The organism is Cellulomonas sp. McL0617 (assembly GCF_049994875.1).
Taxonomy (GTDB): Bacteria; Actinomycetota; Actinomycetes; order Actinomycetales; family Cellulomonadaceae; genus Cellulomonas.
Genome location: NZ_CP188256.1, coordinates 86,584 through 99,842 on the forward strand (window position 1 = coordinate 86,584; position 13,259 = coordinate 99,842).

The following is a 13,259-nucleotide window of genomic DNA, read 5'->3' on the forward strand; positions in this document are numbered from 1 at the left end:
CTGGCGGCCCGTTGAGCTACCAGGCCCAGCCGCGGGAGGCCAGCTCCGTCTCTTCGCGGAAGCGTTCGGCGCCGTCGCCCTTCGGGTGCGGCTCCACCTCGACGCCGGCAAGCTTGCACGCCTCGGCCAGCAGCTGGTCGTAGGCGAGCCCGGAGGCGATGAGCCGTTCGGCGCGGGCGTACGTGTGTGGGTCTGCCTCGAGCTCGCGCATGTGGTCGGCGACCTTGCCGAGCCGCGACTGCACGTGCAGCGTCGTGAACGGGTCGTACACCGGGGGGTGCTGCCGGCGCAGGTGCGCCGCGATGCGCTCCAGCCAGCCCGCCAGCGCCCGCTGCCACCGCGGCACCTGCTCGGGCGTGGCGACGAAGCCCCAGGCCAGCCGGAAGACGAGAGCCGGGACGAAGAAGAGGAAGACCAAGATCGCCAGCGTCATGGAGCGTCCTTCATCGTGCACTTGGGCTCAGGTTATGTCGCCGACTGTGACCTGCGCCACACCATTTGCCAATCGAGTTGAAGGATCACCCTGGGCACGGCACCGCGTCCGGCTCGTCGGTGCGTGCACTGCCATCGGCACGCCTCCGCCCGAGGCCGGAGGCGCTCGCCGTTGACCGTCGCGCGGAGACCGTGACCGACGCCGCGACGGGGATCCGGGCGTCCGTCTGGGCCGGGCTGACGGCGTGGTCGGCCTCGACGGACACGGCGTTCGGGACGCGCCGCCAAGAGCGACGGACGCCGAGCAGGAGCACCGCGGAGACCAGGATCGTGCCGGCCATGACGCCGGCCATCGTCTCTGCGGTGGGTGTGCCGCCGATGCTGGTGAGCGGGGCGATCAGGGCGCCGAGCCCGAACTGCAGGGCGCCGAGGAGCGCGGCCGCGGAACCGGCGCGGTGGGGGTTGGTGGCCAGGGCGATGGCCGGTGCGGACGGCAGGACGAAGCCCGCGGTGCCGAGTGTCAGGATCAGCAGGGTCACGACGAGCCAGAGCGGTCCGTCGGCGAGGGTCGTCGCGAAGAGTGACATCGAGAGCACCAGCCCGACCAGGACGATGCCGCTGAGCACCTGCTCGGGCGTGAACCGGCCGACCAGCGCGCCGTTGATCTGCGAGCCGACGGTGATGGCGACGGCGCCGCCGGCGAACACCCAGCCGAACTGCTGGGCGCTCATGCCGAAGCCGTCCTGGAACACGAACGTCGACGACGCGACGTAGGTGAACATCGCGCCCAGGTAGAACGCGGACATCAGCGCCAGGCCGAGGAAGGGGAGGTCGGTGAGCAGGTCGCGGTACGTGCGCAGCGCGGCGCGCGTGCCGCCGGTTCGGCGCAGCTCGATCGGCAGGCTCTCCTTGAGCGCGAAGGTCGCGACGACGAGCAGGGTCGCGCCGACGACCGCCAGGAACACGAAGATGAGCCGCCACGAGCCGAACCGCAGCAGCTGGGCACCGATGGTCGGGGCGAGGATCGGCGCGACACCGACCACGAGCATGAGCCGGGCCATCACCTTCGAGACCGCCAGTCCCTCGTACCGGTCGCGGACGATCGCCATCGACAGGACCATGCCGGCGGCCGCGCTGAACCCCTGCACGAACCGCAGACCCGTGAACACGGTGATGTTGTCGGTGACCGACAGGGCGACCGAGACCACGACGTAGACACCCAGCCCGGCCAGCAACGGTCGACGCCGTCCGAAGGCGTCGGAGATCGACCCGATGGTCAGCTGGCCGAGCGCGAGCCCGGCCAGCGACGCCGCGATGGTCAGCTGCACGGCCGCGGCCGGGGCGTTCAGGTCCGCGGCGATCTGCGGGAACGCGGCGAGGTAGGTGTCGAAGGTCAGCGGGCCGACGGCGGTCAGCGCCGAGAGCAGGAGGACGAAGCCGGCGCTCACGCGCGCCGCGGGGATCCGGGCCATGTGGGCTGCAACCGCCGCGGGCCGCGGCCCTCTTCCCGAGGTGTCCACGCCTCGGGACGGACTGTGATCTGCGCCCTACGGGTCATGCCGGGTCGCGGGATGCCGATACTGGTAGGTGACAAATCACGAATCGGGCGCTCGGCCCACCGAGCCCACGGATCCCACGCGGGCCGGCTGGGGACCGTGGCGCATCGCCGGTGCGGCCGGGTTCGGTCTCTTCGCGCTGAGCGGGTTTGCCGACGGCTGGGGCGGGGCGGTGCTCGGGGCGTCGCTCTACCTGGCCGCGACGGCCCTGTGGGCGCTGGTCCGAAAGCGGTCGTGGCTCGGCCCGATGCGGCGCCGCGGCGCGGTGCTCCTGCTTGCGTGCGGGTTGGTGGGGCTCGTCGTCGGTTCGGCGGCGGCCTCGACCCCGAAGGCTGTACCGACCACCGCGGCGGTGGGACCGACGGTTGCGTCGACCGCCGACGCAGTCCCGGAGCCGACGCCGACCGCCGACGTCGCGTCGGTGCAGGCGTCGGCCACCCCGCAGACAGCTCTCGCCGCGGTGGCGCTGCTCGAGGTCAAGGGCCGCGCGCCGAAGACGGGCTACGACCGCGACCAGTTCGGCCCGGCGTGGAAGGACGTGGACCGCAACGGGTGCGACACCCGCAACGACATCCTGCGGCGCGACCTGACCGCGATCGTGCTCAAGCCCGGCACCCAGGACTGCGTCGTCGCGACCGGGACCCTGCAGGACCCGTACTCGGGCCGGGCGATCGCCTTCGTGCGGGGTGAGGAGACCTCGTCTGCCGTCCAGATCGATCACGTCGTGGCCTTGTCCGACGCCTGGCAGAAGGGCGCGCAGGCGTGGGACCTGACCCGCCGCGAGACCTTCGGCAACGACCCGCTGAACCTGCTGGCCGTCGACGGCCCGCTGAACACGCAGAAGGGCGACGGCGACGCCGCGACGTGGTTGCCGCCGAACAAGGCGTTCCGGTGCGCCTATGTCGCCCGGCAGGTCGGCGTGAAGTACTCGTACGGCCTCTGGGTCACCGCCGCGGAGCGCGACGCGATGGTGCGTGTCTTGTCGACGTGCCCGAACGAGCCGCTGCCGACGGCATCGACGGTCCCGCCGCCCGTCGTCGTGGAGCCCGTGCCTGCAGCGCCGGACCCAGCACCTGCCGCACCGGCTCCCGCCACCCCGGCGCCCGACGTCTACTACAAGAACTGCGACGCGGCCCGGGCCGCCGGGGCCGCACCCGTGCACCGGGGTGACCCGGGGTACGCACCGCGTCTTGACGGGGACGGCGACGGCATCGGCTGCGAGTAGACCGGCGCGTGCCTGCCGGGGTCGCACCCCCTACGGTGAACCCGTGACTACGCGTGGACGGCAGGCATGAGCAAGGGACCGGTGATCGCGGGCATCGTGATCGGCGCGGTGGTGCTGGCGGTCGGCGGGGCGTTCGTCGCGGACCGCGTCGTGGCGTCGACGGTCGAGAAGCGCGCTGTCCAGGCGATCGAGCTCAACCTCGACGGCGTCGTCGGCACGCCGACCGTCGACATCGGTGGCTTCCCGTTCCTCACGCAGGTGATCAGAGGCAGTCTCGACGACGTGTCCGGGCAGGTCGACGGTGTCAGCATCGAGGGCATCCCCGCGACGGACGTGACGATCGATGCCAAGGACGTCACCACGTCGGAGCCCTACACGGCCGGCTCGGCCACCATCAAGGCGACGCTGCCGACGGCCTCGATCGACAAGATCATCGCCGACCAGACGAAGCTCGACATCACCACGAGCGTCGACGGCGACACGCTCAAGGCGACCGGCAAGGTGCTCGGCGTGACGTTGTCGGCGGGCCTGGTGCCGAGCGTCCAGGACGGCAAGCTGCTGGTCGACGTGCACGACATCGCGATCGGTGGGGTGTCGGTGAGCGTCGACTCGCTCCCGAAGGCACTCGCCAGCAAGCTCGACAACATCGAGATCCCGGTCAAGGCCGGTCTGCCCGAGGGCATCACCCTGTCGGCCGCCGAGGTGGTCGACGACGGCGTCCGCATCACGGCCACGGGTACGGACGTCGCCATCCCCACGCAGGCCCCGTGAGCTCCTGGATCGGCGACGCGTGGTCCAACGCGACCACGCCGCAACCCGTGCCGTCAACGGCCGTGGTCGTCGGAACCGCGGTCGCCGTGCTCGCGGTCCTCGTCGTGCCGGTGGCCTGGCACCTCGCGCGGCACGGCCTGACGATCGTCCACGAGGCGTTCCACGCGGGGGTCGCGGTGCTCGTCGGCAGACGCCTCTCGGGGATCAAGGTCCACTCGGACACCTCGGGTCTGACGGTCTCGTCGGGCAAGCCTCGCGGGCCCGGCATGGTCGCGACGGCCGCCGCGGGGTACACCGGTCCCGCGATCCTCGGGCTCGGGGCGGCGTTCCTGCTGTCGCGTGGGTACGCGGTCGCCATGCTGTGGCTGCTGCTCGTGGTGCTCGTGCTGGTGCTCGTGCAGATCCGCAACTGGTACGGGCTGTGGTCCGTGCTGGTCACGGGTGCGCTGGTGGTCGTCGTGACGTTCTGGGGTTCGTCGCAGGTGCAGCTCGTGTTCGCCTACCTGGTCACGTGGTTCCTGCTGCTCGGCGCACCCCGCGCGGTGATCGAGATGCAGGCCCAGCGTCGACGACGCCGTGGAGCGGCCGACACCTCGGATGCCGGCCTGCTCGGACGCCTGACCCACACGCCCGGTGGCCTGTGGGTCGGCATCCTGTTCGTCTGCTGCGCGGCCGCGCTGGCGCTCGGCGCGGCGTGGCTGGTCAACCTGCAGGTCGGCTGACCACCCGCGGGTGGTCCTTCCACGCCGGCAGCGTGGCCATGTGGTCCAGGGTCTCGGCCTCGAGCTGTTTGCGGCTCGCGGCGGGTTCGCGGCGTGCCTGCCAGCTGACCATCCGCTCGAACCGCTCCTCGAATGCCTGCAGGTTGCCGTCGGCATCCGTGCAGTGCACGCAGTAGCGGCCCGTCTCGACGGGCATCCCGCAGCTCTCGCAGTGGTGGTCGGTCATGGTTCCTCCCTCTCGTTGGCGTGGATCAGGGCTGTGAGTCCGCCGACGAGGGCGGCGCGCTCGTCGGCGGTCATCCGGGAGCCCGCGCGGGCGAGCAGCTCGGTGGACAGGACCTGGCGTTCGCGGTCCAGGGCGTCGAACCCCTGCGGCGTCAGCCAGACGAGGGTGCGCCGACGGTCCTCCGGGTCGGGCTCCCGTTCCAGCAGGGCTTTGGACTCGAGCTGCGTCACGATGTCACTGACCACCGACTGTGCACGGTCCAGGTGCTGCGCGGCCTCGCCGACGGTCAACGGGCCCGCGTGCGCGAGGTGCAGGAGCACGGCCCGCGACGCCCCGGACATCTGCGCACGCTTGCCGTCCCTGCGGTGGAAGCGCAGGTACGCCTGCTGGAAGGCGTCCTCGAACTCCCTCGCGAACTGCTCGGCACCCGTCATGCGCCCACGCTCCCGCCGGCCGGATCCATCGTCAATCCCGATGCGTTCCACGTCGTCCCACGTCGCCTCCCCGCGCTCGGGCACGCGTGCGGGCATGATCGTGCCCGGGTTCGAGGGAGGACGGCGATGAGCGGTGAGCTGACGCGACCGGTGCTGATCCGTGGTGGCCTGCTGGCCGACGGCGTCGGCGGCGACCTCCTACGGGCCGAGGTGCGCGTGGCCGGCGACCGTGTCGTCGAGATCGGCCCGGACCTGCAGATCCAGGGCGCCGACGTGATCGATGCCGGCGGCCAGCTGGTGATGCCGGGCTTCATCGACACGCACGTGCACGTCGACGCGCTGGTGCTGGACCCCGACGCGCAGGCGGCCATGACCCACCAGGGGATCACGACGGCGGTGCTCGGCCAGGACGGGGTGTCGTTCGCGCCGTCGCCTCCGGGCTCGGGTGCCACCGAGTACGCCGAGCGCTACTTCGCGGCGATCAACGGCACCCACCCGACGTTCCGCGGGGGCGGCGTCGGCGAGCTGCTGGCCACCTACGACGGCACGACGACGCTCAACACGGCCTACCTGGTCCCGCACGGGACGGTGCGGTACGCGGTCATGGGCAGCGACGACCGTTCGGCCTCCCCCGACGAGGTCGCCGCCATGGTGCGGCTGCTCGAGCAGGGTCTCGACGAGGGCGCGTGCGGGATGTCGACGGGTCTGGAGTACGCCCCCGCGCTCTCGGCCGACCGTGACGAGCTCGTGGCCCTGTGCCGAGTGCTGTCGTCGAGGGGCCGGCCGCACGTCTCGCACATGCGCGGCTACGAGGACCGGGCGCCGGGTGCGCTCGAGGAGCTGCTCGACCTGGCACGGGCGACGGGCGTGGGCACGCACGTCTCGCACTTCCACGGGCCTTCCGAGGTGCTCGGCCCGATGGTCGACGCCGCGCTCGACGAGGGACTCGACGTCACGTTCGACTCCTACCCGTACCTCAAGGGCTCGTCGATCCTCGCGCTCGTGGCCCTCCCGGCCTGGCTGCCGCTGGCCGATGCCGACCGGACGCTCGCGATGCTCCAGGACCCGGCCGTCCGGGCGATGCTGCCTCCGCGTGACGACGAGTGGCCGCGGGTGACCGTGTCGTGGGCGCCCGGCTTCGAGTGGGCCGAGGGCCTTCCCCTGCTGGGGGTCGCCGCACGGCTGGCCATGAGCCCGACGGAGGCCGCCCTGCACCTGCTCGTCGAGACGAAGCTGCAGGTCGGGTGCGTGTTCGGGTTCCCGCCGGGCGCCACCGAGCACTCGATGCGTGAGCTCGCCCAGCACCCGGTGCACTGCGCCGGTTCCGACGGGCTGTACCTCGGAGCCCGTCCGCACCCCCGCGGCTGGGGCACGTTCGCGCGCTACCTCGGCGAGCACACGCGCGAGCTGGCCGACTGGTCCTGGCCGGAGGCGCCCGCGCACCTGTCGACGACCGCCGCGCGGCGGTTCGGGTTCACCGACCGCGGGACCGTGCGGCCGGGCGGCCGGGCGGACCTCGTGCTCCTCGACCCGGCGAACGTCATCGACCGGGCCACGTACGACGAGCCGCGCACGCTGGCGACGGGTGTCCAGGCGGTGCTGGTGAACGGCGTGCCGGTGCTCCGAGACGGCGGTCTGACGGGGGCGCTGCCCGGGCGTCCTCGGTGATCGCCTCGTCGCCGGCGCCCCGGGTGACAATGACGGCATGACCCGCGAGAAGATCAGCACCCCCGACGCCCCGCAGCCGGCCGGCAACTACTCCCAGGGCATCCGCCTGGGCAACCTGGTGTGGACCGCCGGGTTCGGCCCCCAGGATCCTGCGACCGGTGAGATCGCACCGTCCGTCGCGGACCAGACGCGGCAGGTGCTGCGCAACGTGGCGGCCACGCTCGAGGCGGCGGGCCTCACGCTCGACGACGTGGTCAAGACGACCGTGCATCTCGCGGACCTGGCCGACTTCGCGGAGTTCAACGCCGCCTACGGGGAGTTCTTCGGGGACCCCAAGCCGGCTCGGACGACCGTCGGGTCGGTGCTCGCCGGGATCAAGGTCGAGATCGACGTGGTCGCCGGGCGGGTGTGACGGAACGCGTCGTCGCGATGCTCAGAACCACGTCGTCGCGACGTCGACCACGCGCTTGTCGGCGTCCAGGATCGGGATCACGCGCCACTTGTCGAAGGCCGTGCACGGGTGCGAGATGCCGAGCTCGAGCAGGTCGCCCGGTGCCAGGGCGTCCGCCTCGTCGTCCGCATCGAGGAACGCGTGCTGGTCGTTCGTGCGTGTCACCGTCCAGCCGGCCTTGTTGAGGACCACGGGCAGGCCGGCGTCGTAGGGCACGTCGCGCTTGCCCGCCCCGACCAGCGCCATCCCCGGCTCCGGGGTCGACAGCACGTGCGCCCAGACCCGTAGCGCCGGGTGCAGGCTGCCGGCGATCCGCGTGAACGGTGTCGACGAGACGTACGTGCCGTGGTCGTGCGTGACGTAGGAGCCGGACCGCAGGATCGTCCGACCGCCGGGCAGCGGGCGCAGCTCGTCGGAGACCGCGTCGAAGAACGCCGACCCGCCCGCCGAGAGGACCACGTCACCGTCGATGTACGGCTGAAGCTCGGCCGCGATCAGCCGCACCTCGGCGAGGAAGGCGCGAGCCTCGTTGATCGTGGCGCAGCCGCCCTCGTACGCGCTGACGCCCTTGAGGTGCACTGTGCCGGTGGCCGCGATCGCCTTCGCCAGGGTGATCGCCTCCCCCCGGGATCGAACTCCGGTGCGGTCGTAGCCCACCTCGAGCAGCACGCTCACGGGTCCGCCCGCGGCCGCCGCTCGTTCCACGCCCTCGACGGAGTCGACGTAGAACAGGATCTCCGCGTCCTCGCAGGCGGCGATCCAGCGCAGCACGGTCGGGTCCACGATCTCGTTGGCCACGAGGATGCGTCGGACGCCGAACGAGTACGCGGCCAGGAGCTGGTTCCCGGTGGCGACCGTCATCCCCCACGCACCCGCATCGAGCTGCGCCGCGAAGATCTCCGCCGACATGGTGGTCTTGCCGTGCGGCGCGAACGCCAGCCCGCGATCCCGCGTCCAGTCGGCCATCTCCGTGATGTTGTGCGCGAGCGCCTCGGCGTCGAGCGTGAGCAGCGGGAAGGTCAGAGAGCCGTCCGTCAACGTGTGACCTGCCGCCCTGAACTCGTCGACGCTCACGGGGGTCGGCTGCCAGAAGCCCTTGGTCGTCGGGCCGATCACCCTCGTCGGGACGTGGATCATGCCCTAGAAGGTAGCGCCGTTCCCCGCGACGACCCCGGGTCGTCACGGCGACCTCGCCTGCTTGGCGACGACGCACCGCCCGAGCACGCGAGCGAACGCGTCGTGCTCGGCCGCCGTCGCCCACAGGCCGTACGCGGCCTTCACGCGGATCTGCCGCAGGACGTAGACGCACCGGTAGCCCTTGTTCGGTGGGAGCCAGGTCGCGGCGTCGCCGGCGCCCTTGTCCTGGTTGGCCGGCCCGTCGACGGCGAGCAGGTTGGCGGGGTCGTTGGCGAAGGCCAGCCGCTTGTGCGCCGACCACTGCTGGGCTCCCGTCTCCCAGGCGTCGGCGAGCGCCACGACGTGGTCGATCTGGACCGTGGCCGAGCTCGGTCCGCGCACGAACTCCTCCTGTTCCCCGGTGTAGGGCTCGTCGAGCGTGCCCGTCAGGACGGTGCAGTGGTCGCCCCTCGTGCGCTTGTCGACGAGGTCGCGGGCGAGCACGTCGTTGCGCGTGTCGCAGCCGTTGTGGTCGACGTCCGCCCACGGCTGACCGAACTGCTCCCGCGAGTACCCCGTGCTCGGCGCACGCCCGCGCACGGCCAGGCGCGCGAGGTCGGCTCTGCCGCCGGCCAGATCGGCCGCGGTCACCGGATACCTCGCCGCCACCCGCGCCTGCGACCACGCCGGCAGGCCGGCGCCGATCGCCACGCAGAGCGCCAGGACGGCGACCCACGGCCAGGCTCGTGTCATCCGGCGACGGTTGCACGCGCACGTCGTGGATGGTCGACCTCGTCGTGCACCGTTGTCTCCCGTGGGCTGTGGTCGGCTCCTCTTGACTGAGAGCGCACTCGAAGGCGGACGGTGGGAGGCATGACGATCTCCACGCGCACCATCGGCAGCGGCCCGGCCGCCCTCACCGTTTCTGCCCTCGGGCTCGGCTGCATGGGCATGTCCGACTTCTACGGTGCCCGGTCCCTCGAGGGGACCGCGGACGAGCAGGAGTCCTTCGCGACCATCCGTCGGGCGCTCGATCTCGGCGTGACCTTCCTGGACACCGCCGACATGTGCGGCCCGCACGCCAACGAGCGGCTGGTCGGCCGGGCGATCGAGGGTCGTCGCGACGAGGTCGTGATCGCGACCAAGTTTCGCATCGTGCGCGATCCGGACGACCCGAGCGTGCGCGGTGTCGACGGCCGGCCGGAGCACGTGCGCGCCGCGGTGGACGGCAGCCTGCAGCGCCTGGGCGTCGACCACATCGACCTCTACTACCAGCACCGCGTGGACCCGTCGGTCCCCATCGAGGAGACGGTCGGCGCCATGGCCGAGCAGGTGTCCGCGGGCAAGGTGCAGTTCCTCGGCCTGTCGGAAGCGGGTGCGGCGACGATCCGGCGCGCGCACGCGGTGCACCCCATCACGGCCGTCGAGACCGAGTACTCGCTGTGGAGCCGCGACGTCGAGGCCGAGATCCTGCCGACCGTGCGCGAGCTCGGCATCGGCCTGGTGCCGTACTCCCCGCTCGGCCGGGGGTTCCTGACCGGCACGATCACGTCGACCGACTCGCTCGTCGAGGGCGACTTCCGACGGGTCAACCCGCGGTTCGTCGGCGATGCCCTGGATGCCAACCTGGTCCTCGTCGAGAAGATCCGGGCGCTCGCCGAGGTCAAGCACGTCACGGCGGCGCAGCTGGCCCCGCCTGGGTGCTGGCGCAGGGCGCGGACGTGGTCCCGATCCCGGGAACGCGTCGGGTGGCCCGGATCGAGGAGAACGCCGCGGCGACGCAGATCGCGCTGACCGACGAGGAGATCACCGCGCTGAGCGACCTCGGCGCCGCGAAGGGCGACCGGTACGCGGACATGTCGTCCGTCAACCGCTGAGGCATGATCGAGCCATGAGCCTGCTCGCCGAACACTGGAGCATCGCCGAGGCGGCCGAGGCCACCGGCCTGACCACCCACACGCTGCGCTACTACGAGCGCGACGGACTGCTGCTCGGGTCGGTGGACCGGGCGTCGTCGGGCCACCGCCGGTACACCGACCAGGACCTCAGCTGGATACGCATGGTGACCCGGCTGCGATCCACAGGCATGCCCATCCGGGAGGTCCGGCAGTACGCGGACCTGGTGCGCCAGGGGGACGGGAACGAGGCCGAGCGGCTCGAGCTGCTCTGCGCGCACCGGGATCGCGTGCGTGAGGAGCTGCGGCAGGTGGCGGCGCACCTCGACGCGATCGAGTTCAAGATCGACCTGTACGCGGCGAAGGTCGGCCCGGGTGCCGTCGGCGTCGGCGACGAGCTCCTCGTCGACGACGCGGCGAGGTCGTTCTGAGGCGCGATCGCCGGGTCGTCGCGGGTGCCGCGGTCCTGGTGGTCGCCGCGGGTCTTGTCGCGGGGAGCGGCGCGGTGGGCGACGCGTTGTATGCGGTGCTCGTCTACGTCCTGGTCGTCGGGGTGGTCCCGAGGGTGCGTGTCACGCGGGCCGCGCCGGTGGCTCTCGGGATCTGCGTGGCGGTCGAGCTGTTCCAGCTGACCGGGCTGCCCGCGACGATCGTCGCCACCCGGCCGTCGGCGCGCTACGTGCTGGGGACGACGTTCCACGCGCCGGACCTGCTCGCGTACGCGGTCGGGGTGGCCCTGGCGGCCGGACTGGACCTGGCGATCGCCCGGCTGCGTGACCGCGGGACGAGGCGGCGAAGAACGACCGACGTCAGTCCGTCGGCGTCAGGACGAACAGCGGGATGAGCCGGTCCGTCTTCGTCTGGTAGGTCGCGTACGCCGGCCACGCGTCGAGCGCGCGGGCCCACCACTCGTCGCGCTCGGCGCCGGCCGTCTCGTGCGCGACGTAGTCCTTCGTGACGGCCCCGTCCTGCAGCTCGACGTGGGGGTGCTCGACCAGGTTGCGGTACCACGCGGGGTGCTCGGGCGCGCCGCCCTTGGACGCGACCACGGCGTACCGACCCTCGTGCTCGACGCGCATGAGGGCCGTCTTGCGGAGCTTTCCGCTGCTCGCACCGACGGAGGTCAGCACGATCACCGGCTTGCCCCGCATGAGGTTCCCTTCCCGACCGGCGGTGGCTTCGTAGAGCTCGGCCTGCGCGCGGGCCCAGCCGGACGTGCTCGGGGCGTACTCACCGGAGAGAGGCATGCCCACCCGAACGACGCCCCGCCGCATCCGATTCCCGACGCCGCACGGCCCTACTTCTGCTTGTCCAGGAAGTCCTTCGCCTCGTCGACGACGGTGTCGCCGACCACCTGAGACGTGGCTTCGTCCTTGCCGCCGGTCGAGCCCACGTGTACGTGCTCCGTCGTGGTGCGGGGCATGGCCGCCGCGGCGACGACCATCGCGAGCGCGACGCCGAGGACCACGACGAACGCCACGGTCACGGCGTCCCCGAACTGGGAGGGAGCCTGCACGGCGGTCTGCCCATCCATCCGGCCGTTGATCACCGCGCCGAGCACGGCGACGCCCACCGCGCTGCCCATGGACCGCGAGAACAGGTTGGCGCCCGTGACGACGGCCCGGTCGCCCCAGCCGACGCTGGACTGGGCGGCGATGAGGGTGGGCGAGGACGTCAGTCCCAGGCCGCCGCCGACGACCAGGCAGGACAGTGCGACGCCGATGACGCTGGGATCGGTGGAGACCCAGACGAGCGCCGCGACGCCGACGACGGCGACGACCGAGCCGACGAGGGCGGTGAAGCGGAACCCGTAGCGGAGATAGAGGCGGCCCGACTGCGAGGCGGTGATCGGCCAGCCGATCGTCAGGGCCGCGAGCGCGAGGCCCGAGGTCAGCGGCGACACGTGCAGGAGCGCCTCGAGGAACGACGGGACGTACGACGTGAGCCCGATGAGGATCACGCCGACGGCGACGGCGATCATCGACGCGGCCAGCAGCAGCCGCCGGGTGAACACCCACAGCGGCAGCACCGGCTCGGCGGCCGTCTGCTCGACGCGGATGAAGGCGAGGAACAGCAGGGTCCCGACGACGAACGCACCGATGCTCTGCGGCGCGTCCCACGCCCAGGCGTTGCCGCCCTCGAGGAGCCCGAGGATCAGCAGGCTCATGGACACCGTGAGCAGGCCGCCCCCGGCCCAGTCGATGCGGTGCGGCTTGCGCTCGACCGTCTCGTGCAGGAACCGGATGAGCAGCCACGCGGCGGCGAAGCAGAGCGGGATGTTGACGAAGAAGATCCATCGCCAGCTGACGAACTCCGAGAAGATGCCGCCGAGCGTCGGACCGACCACGGACGAGACGGCCCAGACGCTCGCGATGTACGCCTGCGCCTTGGCCCGTTCGGCGACGGTGTAGATGTCGCCGGCGATCGTGATGGCCATCGGCTGCACGGCGCCCGCGCCGAGCCCCTGGACCGCCCGGAACGCGATGAGCATCGGCATGCTCCAGGCGAACCCGCACAGTACCGAGCCGGTGAGGAACAGCGCGATCCCGAGCAGCACGACGGGTTTGCGGCCGACCGTGTCCGCGAGCTTGGAGTAGATGGGCACGCTGACTGCCTGCGTGAGCAGGTAGATCGAGAACAGCCACGGGAAGCTGCTGAACCCGCCGAGCTCGCCGACGATCGTCGGGACCGCCGTCGCCAGGATGGTCGCGTCGATGGCGACCAGGCCGGTGGTGACCATGATCGCGATGAGGATCGGTCCGC

General features: G+C 71.9%; 15 protein-coding genes and 1 pseudogene. 8 read left to right on the forward strand and 8 right to left on the reverse strand.

Annotated elements, in window-relative coordinates; genetic code table 11:
• Window positions 1-16: 16 nt before the first annotated feature.
• Both ACPPVS_RS00435 and ACPPVS_RS00440 read right to left on the reverse strand, forming a co-directional pair.
• Window positions 17-433, reverse strand: a complete 417-nt coding sequence (locus ACPPVS_RS00435) for a hypothetical protein (RefSeq protein WP_426593952.1) — start codon at window positions 431-433, stop codon at window positions 17-19.
• Between the two features lie 85 nt (window positions 434-518).
• Window positions 519-1,904 (reverse strand): multidrug effflux MFS transporter, encoded by a 1,386-nt coding sequence (locus ACPPVS_RS00440; protein WP_426593953.1) that lies wholly within the window; start codon window positions 1,902-1,904, stop codon window positions 519-521.
• Between the two features lie 115 nt (window positions 1,905-2,019).
• On the opposite strand from ACPPVS_RS00440, the gene ACPPVS_RS00445 reads away from it, so the two are divergent.
• The 3 genes from ACPPVS_RS00445 (at window position 2,020) to ACPPVS_RS00455 (ending at window position 4,706) form a co-directional block, all read left to right on the forward strand.
• Entirely contained in the window at window positions 2,020-3,213 is a 1,194-nt protein-coding gene (locus tag ACPPVS_RS00445; protein WP_426593954.1) for a GmrSD restriction endonuclease domain-containing protein, read from the forward strand.
• A 66-nt stretch (window positions 3,214-3,279) separates the two neighbouring features.
• Window positions 3,280-3,984 carry a DUF2993 domain-containing protein gene (locus ACPPVS_RS00450; protein ID WP_426593955.1) on the forward strand — a complete coding sequence of 235 codons (705 nt, stop codon included), beginning with the start codon at window positions 3,280-3,282 and terminating at the stop codon, window positions 3,982-3,984.
• Window positions 3,981-4,706 (forward strand): M50 family metallopeptidase, encoded by a 726-nt coding sequence (locus ACPPVS_RS00455; RefSeq protein WP_426593956.1) that lies wholly within the window; start codon window positions 3,981-3,983, stop codon window positions 4,704-4,706. Before ACPPVS_RS00450 ends, ACPPVS_RS00455 begins: the two co-directional genes overlap by 4 nt.
• On the opposite strand, the gene ACPPVS_RS00460 is transcribed toward ACPPVS_RS00455, so the two are convergent.
• Window positions 4,687-4,932: a hypothetical protein gene (locus tag ACPPVS_RS00460; protein WP_426593957.1), complete on the reverse strand. Its 246-nt coding sequence runs from the start codon at window positions 4,930-4,932 to the stop codon at window positions 4,687-4,689. The two genes, ACPPVS_RS00455 and ACPPVS_RS00460, sit on opposite strands and share 20 nt — an antisense overlap.
• A complete protein-coding gene (locus tag ACPPVS_RS00465) occupies window positions 4,929-5,366 on the reverse strand; it encodes a MarR family winged helix-turn-helix transcriptional regulator (protein WP_426593958.1) in 438 nt (145 codons plus the stop codon). Before ACPPVS_RS00465 ends, ACPPVS_RS00460 begins: the two co-directional genes overlap by 4 nt.
• Window positions 5,367-5,492: 126 nt before the next feature.
• Between ACPPVS_RS00465 and ACPPVS_RS00470 the strand changes: the two genes are divergently transcribed.
• Together ACPPVS_RS00470 and ACPPVS_RS00475 are read left to right on the forward strand one after the other, a co-directional pair.
• Window positions 5,493-7,034 (forward strand): N-acyl-D-amino-acid deacylase family protein, encoded by a 1,542-nt coding sequence (locus ACPPVS_RS00470; protein ID WP_426593959.1) that lies wholly within the window; start codon window positions 5,493-5,495, stop codon window positions 7,032-7,034.
• 37 nt (window positions 7,035-7,071) lie between these two features.
• On the forward strand, window positions 7,072-7,446 hold the full coding sequence (locus tag ACPPVS_RS00475; RefSeq protein ID WP_426593960.1) for a RidA family protein: 375 nt from the start codon (window positions 7,072-7,074) through the stop codon (window positions 7,444-7,446).
• Window positions 7,447-7,467: 21 nt separating this feature from the next.
• On the opposite strand, the gene ACPPVS_RS00480 is transcribed toward ACPPVS_RS00475, so the two are convergent.
• Window positions 7,468-8,622 (reverse strand): alanine racemase, encoded by a 1,155-nt coding sequence (locus ACPPVS_RS00480; RefSeq protein ID WP_426593961.1) that lies wholly within the window; start codon window positions 8,620-8,622, stop codon window positions 7,468-7,470.
• Window positions 8,623-8,664: 42 nt separating this feature from the next.
• The gene (locus tag ACPPVS_RS00485) at window positions 8,665-9,354 is read right to left on the reverse strand and encodes an HNH endonuclease family protein (RefSeq protein WP_426593963.1); all 690 of its coding nucleotides are present in this window, start codon (window positions 9,352-9,354) and stop codon (window positions 8,665-8,667) included.
• Window positions 9,355-9,480: 126 nt separating this feature from the next.
• Between ACPPVS_RS00485 and ACPPVS_RS00490 the strand changes: the two are divergent.
• From ACPPVS_RS00490 to ACPPVS_RS00500, 3 genes and pseudogenes are all read left to right on the forward strand, one after another.
• Window positions 9,481-10,478: pseudogene (locus ACPPVS_RS00490) on the forward strand (aldo/keto reductase).
• A gap of 14 nt (window positions 10,479-10,492) precedes the next feature.
• Window positions 10,493-10,927 carry a MerR family transcriptional regulator gene (locus ACPPVS_RS00495; RefSeq protein ID WP_426593964.1) on the forward strand — a complete coding sequence of 145 codons (435 nt, stop codon included), beginning with the start codon at window positions 10,493-10,495 and terminating at the stop codon, window positions 10,925-10,927.
• A 74-nt stretch (window positions 10,928-11,001) separates the two neighbouring features.
• Window positions 11,002-11,340 carry a DUF2809 domain-containing protein gene (locus ACPPVS_RS00500; protein ID WP_426593965.1) on the forward strand — a complete coding sequence of 113 codons (339 nt, stop codon included), beginning with the start codon at window positions 11,002-11,004 and terminating at the stop codon, window positions 11,338-11,340.
• On the opposite strand, the gene ACPPVS_RS00505 is transcribed toward ACPPVS_RS00500, so the two are convergent.
• Together ACPPVS_RS00505 and ACPPVS_RS00510 are read right to left on the reverse strand one after the other, a co-directional pair.
• Window positions 11,306-11,743 (reverse strand): nitroreductase family deazaflavin-dependent oxidoreductase, encoded by a 438-nt coding sequence (locus ACPPVS_RS00505; protein WP_426593966.1) that lies wholly within the window; start codon window positions 11,741-11,743, stop codon window positions 11,306-11,308. The genes ACPPVS_RS00500 and ACPPVS_RS00505 overlap by 35 nt on opposite strands.
• Window positions 11,744-11,793: 50 nt before the next feature.
• Window positions 11,794-13,236: an MFS transporter gene (locus ACPPVS_RS00510; protein ID WP_426595844.1), complete on the reverse strand. Its 1,443-nt coding sequence runs from the start codon at window positions 13,234-13,236 to the stop codon at window positions 11,794-11,796.
• Window positions 13,237-13,259: the final 23 nt, after the last annotated feature.